This window comes from Methylocystis sp. (assembly GCF_046349115.1).
Lineage (GTDB): Bacteria > Pseudomonadota > Alphaproteobacteria > Rhizobiales > Beijerinckiaceae > Methylocystis.
Window position 1 is genome coordinate 517,656 of the sequence record NZ_JAXMCX010000002.1, and the last position, 25,583, is coordinate 543,238.

General features: G+C 63.3%; 28 protein-coding genes. 15 read left to right on the plus strand and 13 right to left on the minus strand.

The window, feature by feature from the left end:
* The first annotated feature begins 5 nt into the window (after positions 1-5).
* The 3 genes from obgE to U1E20_RS08235 all read left to right on the plus strand — a co-directional run bounded on the left by obgE (position 6) and on the right by U1E20_RS08235 (position 2,163).
* Positions 6-1,073, plus strand: coding sequence for a GTPase ObgE (obgE, locus tag U1E20_RS08225; protein WP_409980106.1), 1,068 nt, complete (start codon positions 6-8; stop codon positions 1,071-1,073).
* Positions 1,074-1,144: 71 nt separating this feature from the next.
* Complete coding sequence (locus tag U1E20_RS08230) at positions 1,145-1,540, plus strand: hypothetical protein (protein ID WP_409980107.1); 396 nt, start codon at positions 1,145-1,147, stop codon at positions 1,538-1,540.
* 170 nt (positions 1,541-1,710) lie between these two features.
* A complete protein-coding gene (locus tag U1E20_RS08235; RefSeq protein ID WP_409980108.1) occupies positions 1,711-2,163 on the plus strand; it encodes a hypothetical protein in 453 nt (150 codons plus the stop codon).
* Between the two features lie 16 nt (positions 2,164-2,179).
* On the opposite strand, the gene U1E20_RS08240 is transcribed toward U1E20_RS08235, so the two are convergent.
* A complete protein-coding gene (locus U1E20_RS08240) occupies positions 2,180-2,845 on the minus strand; it encodes an O-methyltransferase (RefSeq protein WP_409980109.1) in 666 nt (221 codons plus the stop codon).
* A 194-nt stretch (positions 2,846-3,039) separates the two neighbouring features.
* Between U1E20_RS08240 and U1E20_RS08245 the strand changes: the two genes are divergently transcribed.
* A complete protein-coding gene (locus tag U1E20_RS08245) occupies positions 3,040-3,420 on the plus strand; it encodes a hypothetical protein (protein ID WP_409980110.1) in 381 nt (126 codons plus the stop codon).
* 176 nt (positions 3,421-3,596) lie between these two features.
* Here U1E20_RS08245 and U1E20_RS08250 read toward each other — a convergent pair whose 3' ends face one another.
* The gene (locus tag U1E20_RS08250; RefSeq protein ID WP_409980111.1) at positions 3,597-5,435 is read right to left on the minus strand and encodes a M3 family oligoendopeptidase; all 1,839 of its coding nucleotides are present in this window, start codon (positions 5,433-5,435) and stop codon (positions 3,597-3,599) included.
* A gap of 185 nt (positions 5,436-5,620) precedes the next feature.
* On the opposite strand from U1E20_RS08250, the gene U1E20_RS08255 reads away from it, so the two are divergent.
* Positions 5,621-6,403: a hypothetical protein gene (locus U1E20_RS08255; protein WP_409980112.1), complete on the plus strand. Its 783-nt coding sequence runs from the start codon at positions 5,621-5,623 to the stop codon at positions 6,401-6,403.
* A 12-nt stretch (positions 6,404-6,415) separates the two neighbouring features.
* Here U1E20_RS08255 and U1E20_RS08260 read toward each other — a convergent pair whose 3' ends face one another.
* On the minus strand, positions 6,416-7,636 hold the full coding sequence (locus U1E20_RS08260) for a lytic murein transglycosylase (RefSeq protein ID WP_409980113.1): 1,221 nt from the start codon (positions 7,634-7,636) through the stop codon (positions 6,416-6,418).
* Positions 7,637-7,770: 134 nt separating this feature from the next.
* Between U1E20_RS08260 and irrA the strand changes: the two genes are divergently transcribed.
* On the plus strand, positions 7,771-8,253 hold the full coding sequence (gene irrA / locus U1E20_RS08265) for an iron response transcriptional regulator IrrA (protein ID WP_409980114.1): 483 nt from the start codon (positions 7,771-7,773) through the stop codon (positions 8,251-8,253).
* A complete protein-coding gene (locus U1E20_RS08270; RefSeq protein ID WP_409980115.1) occupies positions 8,250-8,609 on the plus strand; it encodes a hypothetical protein in 360 nt (119 codons plus the stop codon). The genes irrA and U1E20_RS08270 overlap by 4 nt, the downstream gene beginning before the upstream one ends.
* A 183-nt stretch (positions 8,610-8,792) precedes the next feature.
* Here U1E20_RS08270 and U1E20_RS08275 read toward each other — a convergent pair whose 3' ends face one another.
* A complete protein-coding gene (locus U1E20_RS08275; protein WP_409980116.1) occupies positions 8,793-9,335 on the minus strand; it encodes a peroxiredoxin in 543 nt (180 codons plus the stop codon).
* A gap of 146 nt (positions 9,336-9,481) precedes the next feature.
* Here U1E20_RS08275 and U1E20_RS08280 point away from each other — a divergent pair, with 146 nt between their 5' ends.
* Positions 9,482-11,365, plus strand: coding sequence for a PHA/PHB synthase family protein (locus tag U1E20_RS08280; RefSeq protein ID WP_409980117.1), 1,884 nt, complete (start codon positions 9,482-9,484; stop codon positions 11,363-11,365).
* Positions 11,366-11,398: 33 nt separating this feature from the next.
* Here U1E20_RS08280 and lpdA read toward each other — a convergent pair whose 3' ends face one another.
* From lpdA to rpmI, 5 genes are all read right to left on the minus strand, one after another.
* Entirely contained in the window at positions 11,399-12,838 is a 1,440-nt protein-coding gene (lpdA, locus tag U1E20_RS08285; protein ID WP_409980118.1) for a dihydrolipoyl dehydrogenase, read from the minus strand.
* A complete protein-coding gene (locus U1E20_RS08290; RefSeq protein WP_409980119.1) occupies positions 12,835-13,071 on the minus strand; it encodes a hypothetical protein in 237 nt (78 codons plus the stop codon). The genes lpdA and U1E20_RS08290 overlap by 4 nt, the downstream gene beginning before the upstream one ends.
* A 54-nt stretch (positions 13,072-13,125) precedes the next feature.
* Positions 13,126-13,767 carry an alpha/beta hydrolase gene (locus tag U1E20_RS08295; protein WP_409980120.1) on the minus strand — a complete coding sequence of 214 codons (642 nt, stop codon included), beginning with the start codon at positions 13,765-13,767 and terminating at the stop codon, positions 13,126-13,128.
* A gap of 110 nt (positions 13,768-13,877) precedes the next feature.
* Positions 13,878-14,243, minus strand: coding sequence for a 50S ribosomal protein L20 (gene rplT, locus U1E20_RS08300; protein ID WP_409980121.1), 366 nt, complete (start codon positions 14,241-14,243; stop codon positions 13,878-13,880).
* 37 nt (positions 14,244-14,280) lie between these two features.
* On the minus strand, positions 14,281-14,481 hold the full coding sequence (gene rpmI, locus U1E20_RS08305; RefSeq protein ID WP_018264712.1) for a 50S ribosomal protein L35: 201 nt from the start codon (positions 14,479-14,481) through the stop codon (positions 14,281-14,283).
* A gap of 360 nt (positions 14,482-14,841) precedes the next feature.
* Here rpmI and U1E20_RS08310 point away from each other — a divergent pair, with 360 nt between their 5' ends.
* A complete protein-coding gene (locus U1E20_RS08310) occupies positions 14,842-15,954 on the plus strand; it encodes an amidinotransferase (protein ID WP_409980122.1) in 1,113 nt (370 codons plus the stop codon).
* Between the two features lie 164 nt (positions 15,955-16,118).
* Here the strand turns inward: U1E20_RS08310 and U1E20_RS08315 are convergent, their stop codons facing one another.
* Complete coding sequence (locus tag U1E20_RS08315; protein WP_409980123.1) at positions 16,119-16,445, minus strand: DMT family transporter; 327 nt, start codon at positions 16,443-16,445, stop codon at positions 16,119-16,121.
* A 156-nt stretch (positions 16,446-16,601) separates the two neighbouring features.
* Here U1E20_RS08315 and U1E20_RS08320 point away from each other — a divergent pair, with 156 nt between their 5' ends.
* Positions 16,602-17,480, plus strand: a complete 879-nt coding sequence (locus U1E20_RS08320; RefSeq protein WP_409980124.1) for a pirin family protein — start codon at positions 16,602-16,604, stop codon at positions 17,478-17,480.
* A gap of 15 nt (positions 17,481-17,495) precedes the next feature.
* Here U1E20_RS08320 and U1E20_RS08325 read toward each other — a convergent pair whose 3' ends face one another.
* Positions 17,496-19,190, minus strand: coding sequence for an ATP-binding protein (locus U1E20_RS08325; protein ID WP_409980125.1), 1,695 nt, complete (start codon positions 19,188-19,190; stop codon positions 17,496-17,498).
* Positions 19,191-19,200: 10 nt separating this feature from the next.
* Complete coding sequence (locus U1E20_RS08330) at positions 19,201-20,739, minus strand: YifB family Mg chelatase-like AAA ATPase (RefSeq protein ID WP_409980126.1); 1,539 nt, start codon at positions 20,737-20,739, stop codon at positions 19,201-19,203.
* 212 nt (positions 20,740-20,951) lie between these two features.
* Between U1E20_RS08330 and U1E20_RS08335 the strand changes: the two genes are divergently transcribed.
* Complete coding sequence (locus U1E20_RS08335; protein WP_409980127.1) at positions 20,952-21,209, plus strand: GCG_CRPN prefix-to-repeats domain-containing protein; 258 nt, start codon at positions 20,952-20,954, stop codon at positions 21,207-21,209.
* A 133-nt stretch (positions 21,210-21,342) separates the two neighbouring features.
* Here U1E20_RS08335 and U1E20_RS08340 read toward each other — a convergent pair whose 3' ends face one another.
* Positions 21,343-21,471, minus strand: coding sequence for a hypothetical protein (locus U1E20_RS08340; protein ID WP_409980128.1), 129 nt, complete (start codon positions 21,469-21,471; stop codon positions 21,343-21,345).
* Positions 21,472-21,669: 198 nt separating this feature from the next.
* Here U1E20_RS08340 and U1E20_RS08345 point away from each other — a divergent pair, with 198 nt between their 5' ends.
* The 4 genes from U1E20_RS08345 to U1E20_RS08360 all read left to right on the plus strand — a co-directional run bounded on the left by U1E20_RS08345 (position 21,670) and on the right by U1E20_RS08360 (position 25,209).
* On the plus strand, positions 21,670-22,809 hold the full coding sequence (locus U1E20_RS08345; RefSeq protein WP_409980129.1) for a hypothetical protein: 1,140 nt from the start codon (positions 21,670-21,672) through the stop codon (positions 22,807-22,809).
* Between the two features lie 202 nt (positions 22,810-23,011).
* Positions 23,012-23,314 (plus strand): hypothetical protein, encoded by a 303-nt coding sequence (locus tag U1E20_RS08350; protein ID WP_409980130.1) that lies wholly within the window; start codon positions 23,012-23,014, stop codon positions 23,312-23,314.
* Positions 23,315-23,468: 154 nt separating this feature from the next.
* Complete coding sequence (locus U1E20_RS08355; RefSeq protein WP_409980131.1) at positions 23,469-24,704, plus strand: MFS transporter; 1,236 nt, start codon at positions 23,469-23,471, stop codon at positions 24,702-24,704.
* A 307-nt stretch (positions 24,705-25,011) separates the two neighbouring features.
* Positions 25,012-25,209, plus strand: coding sequence for a CsbD family protein (locus U1E20_RS08360; protein WP_409980132.1), 198 nt, complete (start codon positions 25,012-25,014; stop codon positions 25,207-25,209).
* Positions 25,210-25,583: the final 374 nt, after the last annotated feature.

The window sequence follows — 25,583 nt, forward strand, 5'->3', positions numbered from 1 at the left end:
GCAAGATGAAATTCCTCGATCAGGCGCGCGTTTACGTGCGGTCCGGCGACGGCGGCGCCGGATGCGTCTCGTTCCGGCGCGAGAAATTCATCGAATTCGGCGGACCGGACGGCGGCGACGGCGGGCGCGGCGGCGATGTCGTCGCCCTTTGCGTCGAGGGCCTCAACACGCTGATCGACTATCGCTATCAGCAGCATTTCAAGGCCAAGACCGGCGGACATGGCATGGGCAAGAACCGCGCCGGAGGGCGCGGCGCCGACGCGGTTCTGAAAGTACCGGTCGGAACCCAGATTTTCGAGGAGGATGAGGAGACGCTCATCGCCGATCTCACCGAAATTGGCCAGCGCGTCGTCATCTGCAAGGGCGGCAATGGCGGCTTCGGCAACGCCCATTTCACCACATCCACCAATCGGGCGCCGCGGCGCGCCAACCCCGGGCAGGAGGGCGAGGAGCGCACCATCGTCCTGCGGCTGAAACTGATCGCCGACGCCGGGCTCATCGGCCTGCCGAACGCCGGCAAATCGACTTTTCTGGCGGCCGTGACGGCGGCGAAGCCGAAAATCGCCGACTATCCCTTCACCACGCTCCACCCGGGTCTCGGAGTCGTGCGCAGCGGCGACAGGGAATTCGTGCTGGCCGACATTCCCGGCCTGATTGAAGGCGCGCATGAGGGGCACGGGCTCGGCGACCGCTTCCTCGGCCATATCGAGCGCTGCCGGGCGCTGCTGCATCTCATTGACGCGACCGGCGAACATGCCGGCAAGGATTACAAGATCGTCCGGGCCGAACTCGCGGCCTATGGCGGCGGCCTTGCGGAGAAACCTGAAATCGTTGCGCTTTCAAAGATCGATGCGGTCGATCCGGATCATCTCAAGAAGCAGCGGGAGCGGCTGAAGCGGGCAATCGCCTCAGCGGGGCCCAGGACCGGCGCTAACCGACAGGCGGCGCCCCTCCCCCTTTCATCGGCGAGCGGCGCCGGCGTCAAAGAGGCGCTGCGCGCGCTTTTCAACGCCATCGAGGCGCAGAAAGCCCTTGAGCGCGCGCCGGAAGACGCCCGGCCCTGGAGCCCCTGATCGCGGCGCGCCCGATGGCGCCCGGCGCCGGCATTGACCTTGACGGAATCAGTGAATAGCTTTGACCCGCTATGAGCGGTCGCAGCGACGTCAAGACATGGCAGTGCGGTTCGACGGCAGTCACCCTGCTCGTCGCCTATCTGCTTGTTTTGCAGGGCTTCGCAATTGGCGTCTCGTTCAGCGGGCGCAATTCGGGCCTGTTCGCCAACGCCATTTGCTTTAACAAGTCGTCCGGACCGCTTTCAGGCGATCCAGCGACGCCGGCGCGCCCGGCGCGACAAGGCGATGTCTGCTGCGTCGTGCATTGCGCGTCGCTTGGCGGCGCGACGGCGGCGTCGGCCTTCGTCGGCGAAACGCATCCGCTGGCGTCCTTTTCGACGATCAAGCTCGCCTTTGACGAGGCCTCCCCCACCCCCGAGGCGTCGACTCCGCCTCTTGGATCCCGCGCCCCTCCCGTCCTGATCTGACGCTTGCCGCAGTCCGCGGCCTCACGCCCGATGCGCCGGCAAGCCGGCGGCGGGAAGTCAGAACAGCGTTTCCGTCGTTTGTCAGCGTGCGTCGCGTAGCGCGCATGGGCCGTTCAGTTTCCAGACTGGCGGCTGCGACGAGCCATCGGACCGCCCAGCGACTTGGGATCATGGAACAGAAAACTCATAACGCGACGCGCCTCGTTAAGACGACGCGTCGCGCCGCCTCGGGAGAGCAGCGCTGCTCGCAGAACGGGAAGCTCACCGCCGCGAGCGACGGCGACATTCGCGTCGCGCCCGAAGCCATCGCCGAGCCGGCGCCGACGCGCGGCGGGATGGAGGTCGTGGAGACCTATTTCGACCATGACGGGCGCCCGATGAAGCGAAAGAGCCTGGGCGCGGCCCGGGTCGCGCGCTCATATGACGCCAAGGGCAATCAGGTCGAAGAGGCCTATTTCAACGCCGAGGGCAAGCCGACGGTCCGTAAGGACCTCGGCGCGGCGCGGATCGCTTGGCGCTACGACGACCGCGGCAACCAGGTCGAGGCCGCCATGTTCGGCCCCGACGGCGCGCCTCTGCGCCGAAAACGGCGCGGCGCGAAAGGCGCGTTCGACAGCGCCTGAGACGCGCGCGACGCCGCTATTTGACCCGCGCGATCAAAAAGCCGTCCCATCCCTTGGCGCCGACGGTTTGCACCGCCGTCGCCTCGACCCGCTTCTCCGCGGCGACGGCCTCAAACAGCGCGCGCGCCCCGAGCGCGCCGCCGTCGGCGCTCGAAGGGTCGGCGACCGTCCCCTCCCGAACGACATTGTCGACGATGATCAGCGCGCCTGGCCGAGACAGTTTCAGCGCATAGGCGAAATAGGCGGCGTTGCTGGGCTTGTCGGCGTCGATGAAGGCGAGATCAAAGGGCTCCGGGCCTTCCGACTCCAAGAGCGGCAACATTTCAAGCGCGGGTCCGACGCGCAGATCGACGCGCCCGCTCACGCCTTCGCGGGCAATATTGGCCTTGGCGACCTCGGCGTGCCGCGAATCGAGTTCAAAGGTGACGACCCTTCCGCCGTCGCCGACCGCCCGCGCCAGCCAGATCGTCGAATAGCCCCCGAGCGTTCCGATTTCGAGAATGCGTCTTGCGCCGATGGCGCTTGCGAGCAGCTGCAGCAATTTGCCCTGCGGCGGCGACACGTCGATCGCCGGAAGATTTTCTCGGGCATTGGCGGCCAGCGTCGCCTGCTGAGATTCGTCCTTGGAAATCAGCGCCGCGGCGATGTAATCGTCGACCCGAGTCCAGTCTTGTTGAGGCATGTAACTTTCCTTTTTGACGAGCGCTTGACGGCGCATTCCATAAATTTATTTGACAATGCGCATGGTTTCACGCGTTGTCGCCCTTCGCGCAAAGGCGCGAGACGCCGAGAGGCTCGGTTGGCCGCATTCTCAAGAGCCTCAGTCGGCGCTGCGGCGGAAAATGTCGCCCATCAGTAACTGTGGGAGCACCAAGGATGATCAAAATCGCATTGACGACGACCGCAATCGGATTAGCGATGTGCGCCGCCGCCTCCGCCGAGACCACGAAATGGAGCGTGACCGAAACCAACGCGGTCGGCATCAAGGTCGCGTCGGGAACCTGGACTCTCGACAACGCTGGCGGCAAGCTCTCGGGCTCGGCCAACATGCAGTTCGATAACGGCAAGATGCTTGAATATAAACTTGATGGAACCGCCGAAGGCGAAGCCTACACGGTCAACCTCGTCGACCGGACGGACGACAAGAAGAATTGCGTCTGGACGGGCAAGCCCGCCGCCACCGCCAGCGGACACGTGCTGAGCGGCGAAGTCAAATGCGACGGCTCAAAATTTTCGATCCGCGCCGGGCAGCAATAAGCGTCGACCGCGATAAAGTTAAAGCGCCGGCCTCGGGCCGGCGTTTTGATTCGTTGGCGTGGCCGCTTGGTCGCTGCGCAACGATGGTCCGCGACGGCCGAAAACACCGGCGCCGGGTCAGCGCTTCAATTTGCCGCGAATGACCCGCCGAGCATAGAGATCGGCCGGCATTCGCCTCACGCCTCCATCGCCTCAAGTTCCGCGATCAGGCCCTCGATCATTTCGAGGCCGATGTTCCAGAAGGCAGGATCGCGCGCGTCGAGTCCGAAGGGCTTGAGCAATTCGTCATAGGGCTTGGCGCCGCCGGCTTCGAGCAAAGCGAAATAGCGCTCGGCGAATCCCTCATGCGCCCTCTGATAGACGCCATAGAGCGAATTCACCAGACAATCGCCGAAGGCGTAGGCGTAGACGTAGAACGGCGAATGGATGAAATGCGGAATATACGCCCAGAAGGTTTCATAACCGGGGCCCAGTCGGATCGAGGGGCCGAGACTTTCGCCCTGCACGCTCATCCATAGATCGCAGATCTGGTCGGCGGTCAGCTCGCCCTCGCGCCGTTCATTATGCACCTTGCGCTCGAAGGCGTAGAAGGCCATCTGCCGCACGACGGTGTTGAGCATGTCCTCGACTTTCGAGGCGAGCAGCGCGCGCTTTTGCGCCTTGTCCGACGCCTGCGCGATGAGGGCGCGGAAGGTCAGCATTTCGCCGAAGACGGACGCCGTTTCGGCGAGCGTGAGCGGCGTCGGCGCCATCAAGGCGCCCTGCCTTGCCGCAAGCACCTGATGCACGCCATGGCCGAGTTCATGCGCGAGCGTCATCACGTCGCGGGTCTTGCCCTGAAAATTGAGCAGCACATAGGGATGCGCCGACGGCACAGTCGGATGCGAGAAGGCGCCCGGCGCCTTGCCGGGGCGCACCGGCGCGTCGATCCAATTCTCGTCGAAGAAGCGGCCGGCGATCTCCGCCATGCGCGGCGCAAATCCGTTGTAAGCCTCGAGCACGATCTCGCGCGCCTCGGGCCAGGAATAGCGCTTGGCCGGCGTCGCCGGCAGCGGCGCGCTGCGGTCCCAATAATCGAGCGCGTCCTTGCCGAACCATTTCGCCTTGAGCTTGTAATAGCGATGCGACAGGCGCGGATGCGCGGCCTCCACCGCCTGCGCGAGCGCTTCTACCACTTCTCTTTCGACGCGATTGGACAGGTGACGTGAGTCGGCCACATCCTCGAAGCCGCGCCAGCGATCGGAGATTTCCTTGTCCTTCGCCAAAGTGTTGGTGATGAGCGAGAAGGTGCGCAGATTGTTTTTCAGCGTCCGGCCGATCGCTTCGGCCGCTTCCCGTCTCGTCGCTTCGCGCGGGTCCTGCATGAGATTGAGCACGGGCTCGATCGCGAGTTCCTCGCCCGCGACCTTGAAGCGCAAAGATGCAATGGTTTCATCGAAGAGACGATTCCAGGCGGCCGCGCCTGAAATATATTTTTCGTGGAACAGCTCTTCGAGCCTGTCTTCGAGTTCGTACGGCTTTTCCTTGCGGATGTCTTCCAACCAGGGCTTCCAGCGCGCGAGCGGCTCAGCGCTCGCCGCCGCCATTAATGTCGAGTCGTCGAGGCGATTGAGTTCGAGCTGAAAGAACAGCAGCTGCGCCGAGGCGTTGGTGACTTTCTCCTGCACGTCGCCATAGAATTTGGCGCGCGCGGGGTCAGTCGTATCGCCGCTGTAGAGGAGGCCGGCGAAGGACATCAGCCGACCGAGCAGGTCCTGCAGCGTTTCATACCGCTCGACCGCCGCGCCCAACTCGGCGCTGGCGTTTGGCCCGACCGCAAGCGCCTGGAGCCGGCCGCGATATTCCTTGCCGAATTGCGCGACGTCCTGCGCGGCCCGGGCGAGATCGGCCGCGACCTGCGGCGAATCGGTTGACGGATAAAGATCGGCGAGATTCCATTCAGGCAGCGCTTCCGCCCTTGGGGCGGGCGCGGCGGCTTCGGCGATCGAGCGAGCCGTCGGAAAGGCGCTGAACATGGCGGGACACCTTCAAGGGGTGGGCGACTCCTGTGATGCGGAGACGCGAGGATCGGAAGGCCTAAATATGGCCAAGAGGCCGAACCGGATCAACCTGCGGCCCAAGAGTCGGCCAAAGGGTCGGCGCCGGCGCGCGTTGCCGCTATAACAGCAATCGAACGAGAGATTCAGCTCAGGTGCGCGCGATGGCGGGAGAGCCAGATTTTCTTACGTCGGTCACTTCGCATTACGCCATGGCGCGCGGCCTGTTCACGCGGATTTCTTCCTTCCTTGGCAAGGCGACCTTCAAGATCAAGCGCGGCGCGCCAAGCGAGACGATCGAGGAAATCGCCAGGCGCTTCAAGACCGACGACTATGACCGTCTGATTCTGAAGGAACGCGCCGAGACCAAGGCCGGCGCGGCCTTCATCGACGAGAAGACGCAAGACATCAACCGCGCGAGCTTTCATCGCTCGGCGTTCCTGCTCAACGCGTTCACGCAATTGTTTTTCGTCGACCTCGCGGCGCAGCTGTCCTTCACCTTCATCCAGCTCAAAATCGCCTTCACGCTCGCCAATGTCGCGCTGGCTTTGCTCGCTCATTCCTCTGTGCGTCAGAGCTATCGCGCGCTGCTTGCCGGACCCAATGCGCTTCCTCCCAAACGGCGGTTCGGGGGACTGTTTTCAAATCCCGCCTATAATCGCGCGGTGAAGAAGAATTCGCGCAGCTACGCGCAAAGCGCATGGGAGGAGAAATCGCTGTTTCGGCCGGCCTATTTCATCAACGCCGCCGTCATTTTTCTCGGCGGGCAGTTCATTCTTGCGCCGGACCGGCTGATCTTTCCCTTCAGCTTCATCGTCGGAAAAATTTCCGGACTGTTCACGACGCTGGTCATGGCCTTCGATGTCTGGCGCGGGATTCGCGCCGGCGACGCGGCGCGGACCGCGCGCGAAAGGGAAGTATCCGTCTACCGCGATCTCGACATCTGAACCGAAGCGGGCTTATTTCCCGCGCAGCCGCGCCAGGACCTCTTTGGTCGCAAAGCCGTCGGCGGGTTGAACGCCGGCGCTCAATTGAAAGGCGTGGATGGCGTTCCGGCTGGCGCGTCCGAGCTTGCCGTCGAATGTTCCCTGATAGAAGCCGCGTGCGCTGAGGAGCTGCTGCATCGCCTTGACGTCGGCGGTGGGCAGCGGCGCGACCTTCGGCCAGGGCGAAAGCGGAATGTCGCGTCCGGCGATGCGGTCGGCGAGCAGCGCAACCGACATCGCATAGGCGTCGGATGTGTTGTACTGACGAATCACTTCGAAATTGTCGCTGATGAGAAAGGCCGGGCCGCTTGCGCCCGCCGGCAGATAAAGGCTCGCGGCGCCGCTCGCCGGCAATGCGCCGCCGTCGGCGCGCTTGACGCCGATCTGCCGCCAGCGCGCGAAATCGAGATCGAAGGCGGCATAGTCGAAACCTTCCGGCAGCCGAACTTCGATGACTGCCGGCAATCCCGCCACCCAGCCGGATTTCGCCAGGAAATTGGCGATGGACGCGACCGAGTCGGCGCGCGAGCGCCAGATGTCCGGCGCGCCGCCGCCTTCGTCGCTTTCCGCGAATTTGAGATAGGCGGAGGGCATGAATTGCGGCTGGCCCATCGCGCCAGCCCAGGAGCCGCGCAATTGCGCGCGATTCGCATAGCCCTTTTCGAGCATGACCAGCGCCGCGACGATTTCGTCGATGAAGGTTTCCGCGCGATGGCCCTGCCAGGCGAGCGTCGCCAGGACACGCAGCGCGTCGGCGCCGCCGGCCGCCGTTCCGAAATTGCTTTCGACGCCGAGAATGGCGACAATGATTTCGCTCGGAACGCCGTGGCGGGCCTGCGCCCGGCCAAGCGGTCCGGCGAGTTCCGCGGCCACGGCGCGGCCGCGCGAGACGCGACCATTCGTCACAGCGCCGCCGAGATAGGCGGGAATCGAGACGATGAATTCCGCCTGGGCGCGCGGTTTCGCCGACACCGACGGGTCAGGCGTAAGTCCTGCGATCGCCGCGTCGAAGGTCTCACGCGAGACGCCAGCCGCCTGCGCCGATGGCCAAAGACTCTGCAAAAACGCCTCGAACGTGTCGGCTTGGGCGCAATCTCGCGCAATCCAGACGGCCACGAATGCGCGCGTAAAACCGCCGAGCATGCGTCGGCGGTCAATCGGCGCCCAGAGTAATGGCGCAAGGCGCCTAGTCATGAGCCAATCCTTTGCTGCTTCTTTGGAAATATTACACCTTCCGCCATTTCGTTTGACAGGGGCGGGACGCTGCCTTCTACTAAAAAAAGCTTTTGCATGAATAGGGAGCGAGTGATGCTCGCCTGTCGCCACGAATGACTCATCAACCCTCGTCTACGAGTTTCGACCGCTCGACCAAACTGCGCGATCAATCGTCCGAGAGCGCAACGAAAATTTCGGACCTCAAAACGCGGCTGCGCGCCGCCGGTCTGCGTCCAACCGTTCAGCGGCTCTCCCTGAGCCGGCTGCTGTTCGGCAACGGCGACCGGCATGTGAGCGCCGAAGCCTTGCACGCCGAGGCGCGCGAGGCTGGTCTGACCATGTCGCTCTCCACGGTCTACAACACGCTCAACCAATTCGCGGAAGCGGGATTGTTGCGCGAAATCGCCGTGCAGGGACCGCGCACCTACTTCCACACGCGCATCTCGCCGCACCATCATTTCATGGATGAAGGGTCGGGCCGCATGTTCGACGCCGCCGACGGCTCGGTCGAATTCGCGCGACTGCCGGCGCCGCCTGAAGGGATGGAAATCGTCGGCTGCGACGTGATCATCCGTATTCGCCCGAAGAGAGGGTGAGCGACCGCCCGCCGCACGACGGGCAAGGACGGTTTCTGCGCCTCGCATGGCTGGCCTATGCGGTTGCGACTGTCGCCCTCTCGTTCGCCGTTCTGGCGATCTATGTCAACGCTTACGACGATTACGATCTCTCGGAACGTTTGCGCGCTACTGGACGATTCGCGCGTCAGGCGATGCAGGCGCTCTCCTTTCCGCTCGGCGCGCCAATTGGATGGCTGCTCGATCCCGCGCTCGCAAAGAGCTTCGGCTGCGGCGACGAGAACGAGCCCTGCGCCAACTTCGTCAACTGGAACACACATGTCGCTACGCTGCTCGCGCAGATCGTTCTGCTGCGCCGGCTGATCCGGAATCATTGATCGCACGGGGCGGTCTGGTACGAATTCCGGCTGATCCGTTTGCTTGGACCGTTGTCATTCCCGGCAGGCCGAAGGCCTGACCGGGACTCCAGAGCCAACCCACGAATGCTGGTTTTGCTCTGGATTCCCGATCGCGCTGCGCGCGTCGGGAATGACAGTCGAGCGGTTCAACCGAATATTGTCTCACTTGCCCTGCGCGTCGCGCCACCGCTTCAGCGCCGCGAGCGCATTTTGACTATGCGCCGTCGCGCCAGAGTCCTCGACGACAGAGAGAATCTTTCCGTCGGGCGCGATGACATAAGAGATGCGGTTGGCGAACATCGCGCCAGCGATCGGAACCTTGAAGGCCGCGTCATAGGCGCTGATCACCTTGAAGTCGGGGTCGGCGCCGACCGGGAATTTGTCGCGGCATTCCTTCGACGAAAATTCGCGCTGAACGGCGATCTTGTCGCTCGATACGCCGAGGACGCTTGCGCCCAATCCGGCGAATTCGTCCATGGCTTCGGCGAATTCATGCGCCTCGACGGTGCAGACGCTGGTGAACGACTTCGGATAAAAATAGAGAACCACCGGCCCCTTCGCGAGCGCCTGGCGCAGCGAGAAGGAAACATCCTTGCCGCCGAGCGCCGCCTCAAGGGTGAAATCCGGCGCGACGTCGCCGGGCTTGAGCGCGGCGAGCGCGGCGGTGGAAGCGAGCGTCAGCACGGCGGCGGCGATGGCTCTCACGAGGGACTCCCGAACAGTAGATATTTCTTCATGAGGAGATGGTAGCGCTCGCCGTTCAGCCAAGCCCGGACCAATGCCTATGTTGCAGCGCAGCATCATCTAACATAGATTCCAAGGCGCCGAGCGGCTCGGCTTAGGGAATGGCGATGACGACCCACGCAAATATTGCGCTTAAGAATGAGGAGCGCGCCGAGCGGACATCCTCTGGCGCGGCCAACCCCAATGCGGTTCAAACCTTTCCTCGGCTCGCCTCGAGCGCCTTTGTCGAGGCCTGGCCCAGCGCCTTCCTCGCGGCTGAGCGCGCCACCGAGGGAGAGTCATACGGTTACGCGGCGCTCGGCGACGTCATCGACCGCTCGCTGCATGCCAGCGTCGCCCATCTGACCGGCGGGCTTTCGCCTGCCGCCATGGCGGGCGCCTATTGGGACTGGGCGGTTCATCTCGCGTCCTCGCCCGGAAAGCAGATGCAGCTCGCTGAAAAGGCGATGCGCAAGACTTGGCGGTTCGCCAGCTACGCCTGGCGCTGTGCGCTGCAGCCGAACGCCGCGCCCTGCATCGAGCCGCTGCCGCAAGACAGGAGATTTTCCGCCGAAGCGTGGCGGCATTGGCCCTATGCCCTGCTCTACCAGGGCTTTCTGCTCAATCAGCAATGGTGGCACAACGCCACGACGGGCATTGGCGGCGTCACCAAGCAGCATGAAAACGCCGTCGAATTCGCCTCGCGGCAATTGCTCGACATGTTCTCGCCGTCGAATTTCCTGGCGACCAATCCCGAGGCGTTGCAACGAACCTTCGAGACCGGCGGCGTCAATCTCGTCTATGGATTGCAGAATTTTCTCGAAGACATGGAGCGCCGCGCCGGCGGCAAGCGGCCTGTCGGCGCCGACGCCTTCGCGCCCGGCAAGAATGTCGCGATGACGCCGGGCAAGGTCATCTATCGCAATCGACTGATCGAACTCATTCAATATGCGCCAGCGAGCGAGACGGTGCGGCCGGAGCCGGTGCTGATCACGCCCGCCTGGATCATGAAATATTACATTCTCGATCTCTCGCCGCATAATTCGCTCGTCCGCTATCTGACCGAGCAAGGCTTTACGGTGTTCATGATTTCCTGGCGCAATCCGGGCGCCGAAGATCGCGACCTCGACATGGAGGCCTATCGACGACTCGGCGTCATGGCCGCGCTCGACGCGATCTCGCAGCTCATGCCGGACCGAAAGATCCATGCGGCCGGCTATTGCCTGGGCGGAACGCTGCTCGCCATCGCCGCGGCGGCGATGGCGCGGGACAATGACAATCGTCTCAAAAGCGTGACCCTGCTTGCCGCGCAAACCGATTTCACCGAGGCAGGAGAACTGACGCTCTTCGTCAATGAGAGCCAGCTCTCTTTCCTCGAGGATTTGATGTGGGAGCACGGCTATCTCGATTCCAAGGAGATGTCCGGCGCCTTCCAACTCCTTCGCTCCAATGATCTCGTCTGGTCCTATGCGCTAAAGTCCTATCTGATGGGCGAGCGCGAGCCGATGAGCGACATGATGGCCTGGAACGCCGACGCGACGCGCATGCCTTACAAGATGCATTCAGAATATCTGCGGCGCCTCTTCCTCGACAATGATCTCGCCGAGGGCCGGCTTCGCGCCAATGGCGGCGCCGTCGCGCTCAATGATATTCATGCGCCGATCTTTGCCGTCGGCACGGAGCGCGATCACGTCGCCCCCTGGCGTTCGGTCTATAAGATTCACCTGCTCGCCGACGCCGAAATCACCTTCCTGCTGACGAGCGGCGGGCATAACGCCGGCATCGTCTCCGAGCCGGCGAAGAAACGCGGCGGCTACCGTTTCACGACGCGCATCGACGGGGAACATTACGCCGACCCCGACGAGTGGACGAAAATCGCAACGGTCAGGGATGGCTCGTGGTGGCCGGAATGGAGCGCCTGGCTCGCAGCGCGCTCAGGCCCGCCGGTCGCGCCGCCGGCGATGGGCCAGGCGCTCTGTGACGCGCCGGGCGCCTACGTGCTGCAGAGCTGACGCGCTGCGCTGCGGGCGCGGTCCGCATTCGCCTCAAACATGAATGGCGCGGCCGAAGGCGGCGAGCACGCTTTCATGCATCGTTTCCGACAGCGTCGGATGCGGGAAGATCGTGCGCATTAATTCTTCTTCGGTCGTCTCAAGATTCATCGCGATGACGAAGCCCTGAATCAGTTCGGTCGCCTCGACCCCGAAAATATGGGCGCCGAGCAGCCGTCCGCTCTTGGCGTCGAAAATCGTCTTCGCCATCCCTTCGAGTTCGCCGAGCGCGATCGCCTTGCCATTGGCGAGATAGGGAAAGCGGCCGATCTTCAACTCAAACCCCTGCTCTTTCGCCTTCGCCTCGGTCAGGCCGACGGAGGCGACCTGCGGGTGACAATAGGTGCAGCCCGGCACGCGCGATCTGTCGAGCGGATGGGCGTCCAGCCCGGCGATCGCCTCGACGCAGGAGACGCCCTCATGCTCCGCCTTATGGGCGAGCATCGGGCCGCCGGCGACATCGCCGATCGCATAGACGCCTTCGACATTGGTGCGTCCAAGCCCGTCGATCTTGATGACTCCGCGCTCGAGCGCGACGCCAAGCGCTTCTAACCCAAGATTTTCGACATTGGCGACGACGCCGATCGCGGAGAGCGCGCGTTCGACTTCAAGAGTCTGCGTCTCGCCATCGGCGCCTTTCAGCGTGACGACGAGGCTATCCGCCTTTTTCTCGACGCCCGTCACCGTCGTCGCGACGCGAATGTCGATTCCCTGCTTCTTGAACGAACGATGCGCCAGCGCCGCGATCTCTTCGTCTTCGGCTGGAAGAATGTGCGGCAGCGCTTCGACGAGAAAAACTTCGACGCCGAATGTGCGATAAAAGGAAGCGAATTCGACGCCGATCGCGCCGGCGCCGACGATGAGCAGCGATTTTGGAAAAGCTTCCGGCTTCATCGCTTCGAAATAGGTCCAGATGAGTTTCCCATCAGTTTCAAGGCCAGGAAGAACGCGCGGACGCGCGCCGGTCGCGATGATGACGTGCTTCGCCTTGTAGAGCCCATCGCCGAGCGTCGATTTCGGCGCCGGCAATTGCGGCAGCATCGGCGCCTTGGTCGGCGCGCCGACCCGGACCTCGCCCTTTGCCGCGATGGTCGCCTCGCCCCAGATCACGTCGATCTTGTTCTTCTTGAGCAGAAAGGCGACGCCGCCATTGAGCCGCGCCGCCGCTTCGCGCGAATGGGCGACGATGCGCGACGCGTCGGCGCTCAACGCGCCTTGCGAAACGACGAAGCGTTCGCCCTCCTTGGCGAGGCGATAGACTTCGGCCGAGCGCAGCAGCGCCTTGGTCGGGATGCAACCCCAGTTGAGGCAGATGCCGCCGAGATGCTCGCGCTCTGCGACCGCCGTCTTCAGCCCCAATTGCGCGGCGCGGATCGCGGCGACATAGCCGCCGGGTCCGCCGCCGATGACGATGAGATCATATGAGTCGCTCATTGCCGGTCCTCATCGCGGTCGCCGACGCGCCGCTCCTTTGTTTCCTGCGCCCTCGCGCGTTTCGCGCCGACAAACGCCATGACATCGTCGGCGACCGGCGCGAGAAAATGCAAGAGCGGCGAAAAGGCGCCGATGATCTCGCGATGCGCGACGCCGGGATCATATATCGCCCGCGCCTCGCCGCCGGCCGCGTCGATCGCGGCGGCGAGCGCTCGGGTGTTTCGCGGCCGCACCGTGCGATCGGCTTCGCCGGCAATGAGCAGCGCCGGCGGGGCGTCGCGGGCGACTTACCGCAAGGGCTGGGCGGCGGCGGCGTTGGCTGGCGGGCCGAAGACGCCGCGCAACACGTCGCTGTCGATGGCGAAATCATAGGCCCCGGCGAGTCCGACGAAGCCGGCGAGATCTCGCGATGGCGAAAGGCCGACCGCCGCGAGCCAGCGCTTGTCGAAGGCGAGCATCGCGGCGATGTGTCCTCCCGCCGAATGGCCCATCACAAAAATGCGCGCGCGATCGGCGCCAAGCCTTTCGGCGTTGTCGATCGCCCAGCGCAGCGCCCGCGACGCATCCTCCAGAAAGACCGGAAAGCTCGATTGCGGATAGAGGCTGTAGTCGGGAATGACGGCGATCGCGCCGCGCGCGGCGAGCGCCGCGCCGACGAAGCGATAATCCGCCCTTTCGCCCGACGACCATCGTCCCCCGTAAAAGAAGACGACGAGCGGCGCAGGCGCGTCGATATGTTCGGGAAGATAGACGTCGAGCTTCGCCCTTGGTCCGTCGCCATAGGCGACATCGCCGAGCAGGCGAAAGGATTGCGCACGCGCCATGAGATTGAGCGCGGCGCCGGGATCGAGGGCGGCGGCGGCGGCAAGAATGACAAGCGTCGCGACGAGCGCACGCCAGCCGGTTGCATATCGCAGGAATCGTCGCATCTGGCGGGACGATAGCCGAAGCCGGCGCCGTCCGCGACCGCGACCGCGACGGAAAAGGAAAAGCGCCCGCAGGCTGCGGGCGCTTTACATTCACATCAATGCCGCGGTCTTCAGGCCGCCTGCGGCAGCGCCGACTTCGCCTGCGCCACGATCGCCGCGAAGGCCTCGGGCTGATGGATGGCGAGTTCCGACAGGACCTTGCGGTCCACCGTCACGCCGGCCTTGGCGAGCCCGTCGATGAAGCGCGAATAGGTCAGGCCGTGTTCGCGCACGGCGGCGTTGAGCCGCTGAATCCACAGCGCGCGGAAGGTGCGCTTCTTGGCCTTGCGGTCGCGCGTCGCATATTGCATCGAGCGGTCGACGGCGGCCTTGGCGGCGCGGATCGTGTTCTTGCGGCGGCCATAGAAACCCTTGGCGGCCTTGAATGTCTTCTTGTGTTTGGCGTGGGCGGTGACGCCGCGCTTGACGCGAGCCATGACGAATCTCCTTTCGGGAAAGCGTTTTTGAGGCGGATCAGCCGTTCGGCAGGAAGTATTTCTTGACGTTGTCGCCGTCCGTTTTGAACAGCACGCTCGTCCCGCGCAGATTTCTGATCTGCTTGTTCGTCCGCTTGATCATGCCGTGGCGCTTGCCCTTCTGGGCGTAGACCACCTTGCCTGTGCCGGTGATCTTGAAGCGCTTCTTGGCCCCCGATTTCGTCTTCAGCTTGGGCATTTTGCTCTCCTGGGCCTGCGCCCGTTGTTTTTAAGCGCCGGCCTGATTGGCCAGCGCCGCTTCGCGCGAGCGAAAGAACCGCCACGGCAGCCCTTACTGGCCGGTCGGTTCTATGAAGCGGGCCTTATGTCGCAATGCGGGGGAAAAGGCAAGTCGTCGCAAGCGGAAGTTTGGAATGGACTGCGCCCGTTCTTGTCGACATGGTCCGCCCGCCAAGCGAGCGTCAATCTCGAACAAAGCGCGTGAGATTTCGCCCGGCGCATTGTTAAACCTAAGAAATCGGACACTTTTTCCCACGACTTGAAGAACAGTTCAAAAGCGCTACAAGTCTCTGGCGGAAAACGATTCTGGGGCGACATTATGAATATCCATGCTTCGATGGGGTCCGCGATTGCTGCGGAATGTCCGGTCAATTCTCATAATGAATGGGATCCGTTGGAGGAAATCATCGTCGGGCGCCTCGAAGGCTCGACCATTCCTTCAGATCATCCGGTCGTCACCTGCAATATTCCCGGCATGGCCGCGCGCGCCCAGTCGCTCGCCGCCGGATTTCGCTTTCCGAAATTCATGATCGAGCCGGCGCAGCAGGAACTCGACGGCTTTATCGCCTTGCTTGAATCGCTCGGCGTCACCGTGACGCGGCCTGACGTGGTCAATCACAAGGCGAAATTCTCGACGCCGCACTGGTCGTCGCGCGGCTTCTGCAATTCCTGTCCGCGCGACTCGATGCTGGTGTTCGGCGACGAGATTCTCGAAACGCCAATGGCCTGGCCCTGCCGCTATTTCGAGACGCATAGCTATCGCGAAATCCTGAAGGATTATTTTCGTCGTGGCGCGCGTTGGACGTCGGCGCCAAAGCCGCAGCTCACCGACGAACTCTTCGACCCTAATTTCAAATTGCCGGAGAAGGGCGAGGACATCCGCTACATTCTCACCGAGTTCGAGCCGGTGTTCGACGCCGCCGACTTCTTTCGCTGCGGCCGGGACATTTTCGTCACGCGCTCCAATGTGACGAACGCCATGGGAATCGACTGGCTGCGCCGCCATCTCGGCGAGGGCTATCGCATCCATGAGATCAAGAGCCGCTGCCCCAATCCGATGCATATCGATACGACCATCCTGCCGCTCGGGCCGGGCCGGCTGCTGATCAATCCGGAATATATCAATCCCGACGAACTGCCCGATATTTTGAAGCAATGGGACATTCTCGTCGCGCCGGAGCCCGATCCGATCAATGATCGCATCCTGGCGATCACCTCGATGTGCGGCAAATGGCTCAGCATGAATATTCTGATGATCGACGAGAAGCGCGTCATCGTCGATCCGCATCACACCAATATGATGCGGCAGATGGAGCAGTGGGGCTACGAACCGATCCCCTGTCCTTTCCTGCATTATGCGGCGTTCGGCGGCGCCTTCCATTGCGCGACGCTCGATGTGCGCCGGCGCGGAACGCTCGAGAGCTATTTCTAAAGCGACGCCGTGAAATAGCTGAATCAGTCGCTGGAGCTATGGCGAGCCTGGAGGCTCGCGTTCCAAGGGCGGCGCATCCTGGACCGCGAGCCTCCCGGCTCGCATGGTTGGCGCATATAATTCGCGGCGCCGACGCTCCTTTGAAGGCAACGTCGGAGCGCCTCCTATTTCATATCGACGCCCCCGAGCCGCAGGCCGACGATGCCGAGAACGATGAGCGCGATCGATCCCAATCGAAGCATCGTCGTCGGTTCATTGAAAAGATAGACGCCGACAAGAGTCGCCGCGGCGATGCTCGTGCCGGTCCATGCGGCATAGGCCGTGCCGGCGGGAATCGTCCTTACCGCAAGTCCCAGGCACCCGACGCTCGCCGCCATGAAAAACACCATGACGACCGACGGCCAAAGCCGCGTGAATCCTTCCGCGTATTTCATGCCGATAAGCCAGCCGACCTCGCAGAAGCTGCCGATAAAGAGGATGATCCAGTCCATTTAACCGTCCTTGAACTGCCGTTATCGTCACTATGATTCGCCGTTGCTCGGACTTGTCGGTTTTGTGGCCTCCGGCGTCAAGGACCGCGTCCCGCGCCGGAAGGCAATTTGCATTTCGCTTTTCGCCGCCCACATAGGCCGCAAGGAGCCTTTGTCATGCGAAAAATCATCGGCGTTTATCCCGCCCCCGAACCCATGCATTGGGTCGGCGACGGCTTTCCCGTCCATTCGCTGTTCTCGCATCACGAACATGGCGCTCGGGTGAGTCCCTTTCTGCTGTTCGACTATGCCGGACCGTTCGACTTTCCGCCGACCGCCAAGCGCCGCGGGGTCGGCGCGCACCCGCATCGCGGCTTTGAGACGGTGACGATCGTCCTCGACGGCGAACTCGCGCATCGCGACTCGACAGGCGCCGGCGGGCTGATCGGCCCCGGCGACGTGCAATGGATGCGCGCCGCATCCGGCGTCGTTCACGAGGAATATCATTCCGAAAGCTTCGCCAGGTCGGGCGGACGCTTCGAACTCGTGCAGCTTTGGGTCAATCTGCCGGGGCGCGACAAGATGAGTCCGCCGCGCTACCAAACCCTGCTGGACAAGGATATTCCGCGCATCGATTTGCCCGACGACGCTGGACTCGTTCGCGTCATCGCCGGCGAATTCGACGGCCATCGCGGGCCGGCGCAAACGGCGACGCCGATCGATCTTTGGGACATGCGCATCGATGCGGGAAAAAGCGTCCGCTTCGCGCTGCCGGAAGGCCACACGGCGCTTGCCGCGGTTCTCGAAGGGACGGTCGAGGTCAATGGCGAGAAGATCGCCCGCGCGATGGACGTCGTCGTGTTCGACGAAACAGGGGGCGACATCGCTTTTGAAGCGAATAATGACGCGAAGATCATCATCATGAGCGGCGAACCGATCGATGAGCCAGTGGCGCAGCAAGGACCCTTCGTGATGAACACGCAGGAAGAATTGCGACAGGCGTTCATCGATTACCAGTCAGGAGGATTTGGCGCGATCGCGCGGCCAGACGCGTGACGGCGCGCCGCGTCCTTATGTTCGGCGCGACGCCAATCTCAATTCCTGGATCGTCGCCGCGAGGGAAGAAAATTCCACCGGCTTGGTGAGAAAGGCGTCCACTCCGGCGGCGCGGGCGGCGCGCTCGTCTTCCTCACGGGCGCTGGCGGTCAGCACCAGAATCGGCGTGCGCGGCGCGCCCGCGCGCGCTTCAGCCTCGCGAATGCGCAGACTGGCCTCGCGCCCGTCGAAATCTGGCATGAAGAGATCCATGACGATCACGTCATAGGGCGCGCCGGCGCCCTCGATCGCTTCGCGGGCGCGCGCGAGCGCGAGCGCGCCGTTTTCAGCCCTGGTCACCTTGGCGCCAAGCTTGGCGAGGTGGCGCATCAGAATGAGGGCGTTGATCTCATTGTCTTCGGCGACGAGCGCGTTCACCCCCGCGAGCGCTTGCGACTGAACGGATTCCTCATTCGCCGGCGCCTTGGCGCTTTGCTGCGAGAGGCGGGCGATGAGCGAGGCGATGCGCACCGGCTTCACCAGCCAGCCGTCGAAATCGGATAAAGCCTCCTGGCCGAAGGCGCGCCGCTCGAGCGGCGAGAACAGCAGGAACAGCCGTCGCGCCTGCGCCGAGCGCGCGGCTTTCGCCAGTTCGGCGTTCATATGCGGCCCGAGCGCGCAGTCGACGATGACGACGTCGAAAGGTCGCTCCCGACGTTCGTGCAACGCGTCCGCCGCGTCCGCCGCCGCGACGATTTCCGCCTTAGCGCCGGCATAACGCAGACTCTCCGCGAGATAGGGCGCTTCAAAGACGCTTTGCGCGACGATCAGCGCCTCAAGTCCGGCAAGCGGGGTCAAAGGAACGTCTTCGGCGATCGGCTGCGCGGGGAGCGTGAAGGCGAAAACCGAACCCTTGTCGGATGAGTCGACGAGCGCCAGCGCGCCGCCCATTCGCGCCACCAGACGGCGGGAGATGGCGAGGCCGAGACCCGCACCCGCGCGGGGGTGGTTCTCGGAAGGATCAGCCTGTTCAAATTCTTCGAAAATCGCTTCGCGCGCCTCGTCCGGCACGCCGGGTCCGGTGTCGCATACCGCGAAGCGCAGCCGCGCGCCGTCGCGCATGACGCGCAAGCCGACGCCGCCGCGTTCGGTGAACTTCACGGCGTTGCCGACGAGGTTGAGCAGCACCTGCCTTAATCGGGCCGGATCGCTCACGATCTCGCGGGGCGCGTCGGGCGAGATCAGGCTGGCGAGCTCAAGCCCTTTCGCCATGGCGCGCGGCGCCATCAGTTCGACGATGCTTTCGACGAAAGGAGCGAGCGTAAAGGTCTCGCGGCGCAGTTCGAACTTGCCGGCCTCGATCTTGGAAAAATCGAGAATGTCGTCGATGAGCTGCGAGAGCGACCGACTCGAATCGCCGATCGCTTCGACATAGCTCGCCTGTTCGTCGGTCAGCCTGGTCATGGCGAGCAGCTGCGCCAGTCCCATGACGCCGTTCAGCGGCGTGCGGAACTCGTGACTGACCGCGGCGAGAAAGCGAGACTTCGCCAGGCTTGCGGCCTCGGCGCGGTCGCGGGCGGCGGCGGCGGCGCGCAATTCCCAGATTTCATCGCGCAGCGACTCGAGCTCGGCTTCGACCTGTACGCGACGACGCTTGTACGCAACCACGCAACTCGGCAGCGCGATGACGAGCAGCGTGGCGACCAAAATCCCGATATGGGTTAAGGACATGCGCCCATCTTCAGGCCGCAAGCCGCCCCAATGCAAGCCCCGCGCGATAGGAAAGCGCCTCGGCGAGATGGGGTCTGCCGACCGATTGCGCGCCGTCGAGATCGGCGATCGTGCGCGCCAGCTTCAGAACCCTGTGAAAGCCGCGCGCCGTAAGGCCGAAGCGCTCGGAAGCGTCACGAATGAGCGCCGTGCCGGACGCGTCGAGGCTCGCCACGCGCTCGATCACCCCCGCCGGCGCGGCGGCGTTGGCGGCGACGCCCGGCAGGGAGAGACCGTCATAGCGGGCGCGCTGAAGCTCGCGGGCCCGCGCGACGCGCGCCGCAACCTGACGCGAGCCTTCGCTCGGGGGCGGCAGCACGAGATCGGCGGCGGTCACCGCTGGGACTTCGATCTGCACGTCGAAACGGTCGAGCAGCGGCCCTGACAGCCGCGCCTGATATTGGGCGACGCAACGCTCATTGGGCTGGCGCTTGCAGGCGAAGCCGGGGTCGCTCGCATGGCCGCAACGGCAGGGATTCATCGCCGCGACTAGCTGGAAGCGCGCCGGATATACGGCGCGATGGTTGGCCCGCGACACCGCCACCTCGCCAGTCTCGAGCGGCTGGCGCAGGCTATCGAGGACCTGGGGCTGAAACTCCGGCAGTTCGTCGAGAAACAGTACGCCATGATGGGCGAGCGAAATTTCGCCCGGCCGCGCATGCGTTCCCCCGCCGACCAGCGCCGGCATGGAGGCGGAATGATGCGGGGCGCGAAAGGGCCGCCGGTCGGTCAATTCGCCCCCGGCGATCTGCCCCGCCACCGAATGAATCATCGAGACTTCGAGCAATTCGCGCGGCGTCAACGGCGGGAGGATCGACGGCAGCCGCGCGGCGAGCATCGATTTTCCAGCGCCCGGCGGGCCGCTCATGAGGAGATTATGGCCGCCGGCGGCGGCGATTTCCAGCGCCCGCTTGGCGCTCTCCTGCCCTTTGATGTCGCAAAGATCGGGCTGATCGACGGCGAGCTTGCGGACGGCGGGCTGCGGCCGCGCCAGCACCTGCGCGCCTTTGACATGGTTGACGAGCTGGATGAGCGAGCGCGGCGCGATCACCTCCATGTCGTTCGACGCCCAGGCGGCTTCAGGGCCGCATTCGCTGGGACAGATCAGCCCCAGTCCCCGCGCATTGGCGGCGACCGCCGCCGGCAGCACGCCGGCCGTGGGCGTGAGCATCCCGTCGAGCGCGAGTTCGCCAAGCACGACGAAACCTTCGAGCGCGTCCGAGGGAATGGCGCCAATTGCCGCCATCACGCCAAGCGCGATCGGCAGATCGTAATGGCTTCCCTCTTTCGGCATGTCGGCGGGGGCGAGATTGACCGTGATGCGCTTGGCCGGCAGCGCCAGACCCGAGGCGATCAAGGCGGCGCGCACCCGTTCGCGCGATTCGGCGACAGCCTTGTCGCCAAGGCCGACGACGTTGAAAACCACCGCGCCGCTCGAAATTTGCACTTGAACGTCGACGGGACGGGCCTCGACGCCTTCGAAAGCGACCGTCGCCACCCTGACCGCCATCCCTCGCCCCCAAATAATCCTTCGCCGAAACTGCCTTGTCAGCTTAGCCGACGCCCTGTCGCCAGGCAAGAACAATATGTGAACATTGAAGCGCCGGATAACATAGATCGTAAATGGCGATTGCCAGGGTACGGTCGGGCGCAGATATTCGACGGGCGCCGGCGAAGCAAAACGCCGCCCGGCGTCAGTCCGGGTAGAGAAGGAGATTGGAGATGGGATTGCGAACGGGTCTCGCGCTTATATTCGCCACCGCTTTGGCCGCGCCCGCCGATGCGGCCATGCCGGTCGCGCCCTCTGAGACGGCAGGCGCGCCGATCGTTCAGGTTTATGGCGGATGCGGCCCCTACGGACATCGCGGCCCCTATGGCGGCTGCCGCTGGGGCGGACAATGGGGCGGCTATCGCTACGGCCGGCCCTGCCCGCCCGGCTTCCATCTCGGCCCTTACGGCCGCCGCTGCTGGCCGAACTGAAATCCAATAGAAAACGCCGGGACGCGGAAAACGTCCCGGCGTGTCGCCTGCCAAACGCCGTCGGGGAGGGGCGTGGCGGCTTTACTCTAATCCGCGGCGGCCAAGGCGCATCGCAGCGCCGCAGGCGCGGCTCTTAGAAGATCCCAGCATTCAACGCCGCGACATGGCTGAATTCGCCAAACGCCATGGCGATGTTGAGCGTTTCGGTGGCCAATGCAATGGCGACGATTCCGAAAATTCCTGTCGCGATCACCGGTTTCATGGGCTTCTCCTCTCCGCGATGGTCGAAACTTAAGGGGAAGACGCGCGTTGAGGCTGTGCGCCGACGCACAAGTGCGTCCGCCGGGGTTCAATCGAGACGCGATTTGCAAAACTCGGCGACGACGTCGGGAGGCGCTCGAGACCGCCTGCCGACGACGCGCGGATGTGACGCTTGCGCGCAGCCTGAGGACCGGCGCTGATGGCGTATCGCATACGGTCGATCGTGAGACTTCTGTCGCTGGTCGCATCAACGGCGATCGCGCCGGCTTCGGCGCAGAACGCGCAATTGCCGCGGCTCTACGCCAATGAGACGATGATCGAGGACGCCACGCGACACACGACGCTCGCGATTGACGATCCTCTCGCGGTATTCGCCTTCGTGCTCGGCGCGCTGCCGGCCCGAGTGCGGGTCTATCCGACAGAGAATTACTACTATTTCAGCTTCATTCTGAGTGGGACGCGCTATCTGGGCAATATCCGCCTGGCGGCGGCGGAGCGCGACAGCGGCAAGCTGCGCTTCGAATATTATCAGGAGACGAGCGCGGGAACAGGCCAAGGCAAGGCCGTTCACGCCATTCTTGATTCATCGCAGGGCGTCGCGGTGGCGCGATTGGCGCCGCTGACCTATCGCGTCACGCAAGGCCCAAAGAGCGTGATATTCGCTCTCGAAGATTTGTCTGGCGTGCGACCGCCGCCGAACGCCATCGGTCCGCATGAGGCATTCCTCGGTCCGATCATCGATGAATCGGGGCTGCGTTTTTTTCTCGTCTACAATTCGAGATTGAAGCTTTTCTTCTTCATTCTTGACGAGAACTCGGCGGGCGCCGATGAACTGGTCGGCTCAAAACGAGCCGATCGTCTCTTCATCGGCCGACGAACCGGCTTTGCGTTTTATCGCGATCGCCGGCTTGATCGGCGCATCCTTATTGGCGTGCGGGAGGGCGATTCGCGTCTCAACACCTATTTCGACGGACCGTTCGATCAATTGCCGGAAAATTTCATCGAAGCCGAAACCCTGCGCGGCGCGATCGTCGACTTTGATCCCACTGTTCGCGGCGAGATCGATCGCTTCGGCAATTTCCTCGACGGCAGCGGTCGCTACCTCATCCATCCTTACATCCGCTATCGCACGCCAACTGAACTCTATGCCGTGCATAGATGCGCAAGCCGCAGCGCGCGCGCGGCGAACTACTATAAATGCCTGGCGAGCAATGACGACGGACGGGGCGGCGCTGTAGGCCGTCCCATCCGACAGAAGCGCGCGATTCGTTTACGGCGCGCGATTAGAAACGTTCACTACCAGCACCGACGCCACACGCGGCAGCGACGGCCGCTGTAATAACCGTGCCAGCAGCGTCGCCACATACGGCAGCCCGCCTCCTGAACGATCGGAGAAGACGCCGTCACGTCGCGAATCGCCGGACCGCTCGCCGGCGCAGCTGTCGCAGGCGACGCGCCGAGAAACAGAGCGAAGAGCCCAGCCGCCGCGGTTGTCGTCAGTAAAGCGCGCATTCCATTCTCCCTCTTTGCTGGATCGGTCGATGTTCTATGATCGCGCCAATATCGCGTCTCGGCAGTTCACAAACTCAGTCGAGGAAAGCCTCGATGCGATCCCAGCGCTTGGCCCAAGCCAACGAGTAAATGTAGATCGCTACGCGACGATGAAAAGCCGCGCGCGGCTGAAAAGCGACCATCGCGAGGGAAAAATCAATGCCCAACGGCGCATCGTTGGCGCCAGCGCTGCAGCAATTCGTTCTCCGCGCCGCGCGAAATCGTGGACGCCACAACTTGTTCAAACAATGTTCCGTCGAAAGCGGGTGGATCAGCGCCGCTCAGTCCTTTAGATTGATCGTGATGCGATCAAGACACGCCGCCTTGAACACGCGCGAGGCGTCACAATCCGAGCGCGTCTCACCTGAAAAATCTGTCCATGGCGCGCTCGATCGATCGCCCGGGACTAGAGCTCACTTCAGGCGCGAACAGGCGCGACGACACGGATTGGCGATCGCGGCGCTGATCATCGCCGGAGAGTCGGCTTTTCTGCTGCCGTTCGTCTTGGCGCGCGTCTTCCGTCCCACGCTCCTTGACGTCTTTGAGATCACCAATCTTCAGCTCGGCGCCGCCTATTCGGTTTATGGCGTCGTCGCGGTGGCCGCGTATTTTTTTGGCGGCCTGCTTGCTGATCGCTTCCCCGCACGCGCAATGTTGACGGTCGCATTGGCCTTCACCGCCGCCGGCGGTCTCGTCATGATGACGCTTCCGTCTCCATCGACGCTCGCCCTGTTATATGGCTATTGGGCGATCTCCACGATCGCTTTGTTCTGGGCGCCGTTGATTCGCGCCACGCGCGAATGGGGACTCAACTTTTCTCAAAGTCGCGCGTTTGGACTGCTCGAAGGCGGCAGGGGCGCGCTGTCTGCCGTCTTGGCGTCGATCATGGTTGTGTTGTTCGCTGCGCTGTTGCCCGAAGAGAGCGAGTCAGCCAGCCTCGCGCAGCGCATGGAGTCGCTGCGGCTCATAATTCTGCTTCTCACCGCGACGACCGGCGGCGCCGCCTTGCTGATCTTTCTGGCGCTGCCGGCGCGCAAGGCGCGACGAGAGGAAGCGATGTCGATCAGCGGAGCGGCGCAGGTGTTCGCCATGCCATCAGTTTGGCTGCAGGCGGCGATTATTCTATGCGCCTACGTCAGCTTCAAAGCCATCGATGACTTTTCGCTTTATGCGAACCAAGTCATCGGACTGAATGAGGTCGACGCCGCGCGCATCGGCGTCGCATCGCTCTGGATTCGGCCGTTTGCCGCCATTGGCGTCTGCTATCTTGCCGAACGGATTGGCGCGCCCATCATGACCATCGCCTGTTTCACATTGCTTGCGGCAGGGAGTTTCACGCTCGCCGCCGAGGCGCTTGGCGACGGCATGGCATGGGCGTTGGTCTTGACGATCGTCGTCAGCGGCATCGGCATATTCGGGCTGCGCGGGCTGTATTTCGCGATCATGCAAGATGGCAAGATTCCTCTGGAGCACACAGGGAGCGCGGTTGGCTTGGCGTCAGTCGTCGGATATGCGCCGGATATATTCATGGGACCGCTGATGGGCTATCTGCTCGACGAATGGCCCGGAGCGACAGGTCACGGTTATGTGTTCCAGATCGTCGCTTGGTTCGCAATGCTAGGACTGATTGCGAGCTATATTTTCGCGCGCGTTGCAGGTCGGATCGGGCCGCAAGCTCGATAGCGCGGCATCGGCGCCATTCGTCCGCCCCGAGAAAGCGATGAAACGCGCCGAGCGGCGCTCCTTTAATGGTTTCGCTTCGCGCGCAATGCTGCGCAGCGCCCTGCAATTTCCAATCGCGCTCATGCTTGTCTAGCAGACTGTGTCAGAGCGTCAGCGCCAGCGCGATATCTTGAATATGAGCGAAAGCGAAAAGCTAGATGGAACATCTGCCCGAGCGAATGGTTATTCGCTCGTGAAAGCCAGACCCGGTCTCGCTTTCCAAGGCGTCCGCCGCGAATTGCGGCCGTCTCCTGAGAAGGAGGAATCCATGAACTGGGACACGATCGAAGGCAATTGGAAGAAGTTCAAAGGCAATGTCAAGGAGCAGTGGGGCAAGCTCACCGACGACGACATTGCGCGGATCAACGGCAACCGCGACCAGCTCGAAGGCATGATCCAGGAACGTTATGGCTTGGCCAAGGACAAGGCCAAGGAACAGATCGACGACTGGATGTCGCGGCACTAAAGCGCGCGGCGAAAGGAGGAATCCAGATTTCGCAAAGCGCGCGCGTAACTTTTCGAATTGATCGCGTCATCCGCGTTTGAGCGATTTCGCCCAAGCGTAACGTGATTTAGTTCGCGTGCTTCAACGCATACGCCGGCGGGAAGCGCTCGCCGGCGTTTCCTATTGATAACTCCATCAGCGCCCTCTTTCCGCCCTCGATGAGAGTGGAGCCGTCGGCGCCGCCCAATCCTTCATCATTACGCCTTCGCAAGGGAAGGGGCATCAATGAAGAAAGTCATTCGCCCATTTATCATCGAATATCGCTCGAAGCGCGGCAGGTCGCGATTGGGTCGAGGCGGCGGGTCGTGCCGATTTGCCGAACAAGAGGCGGAACG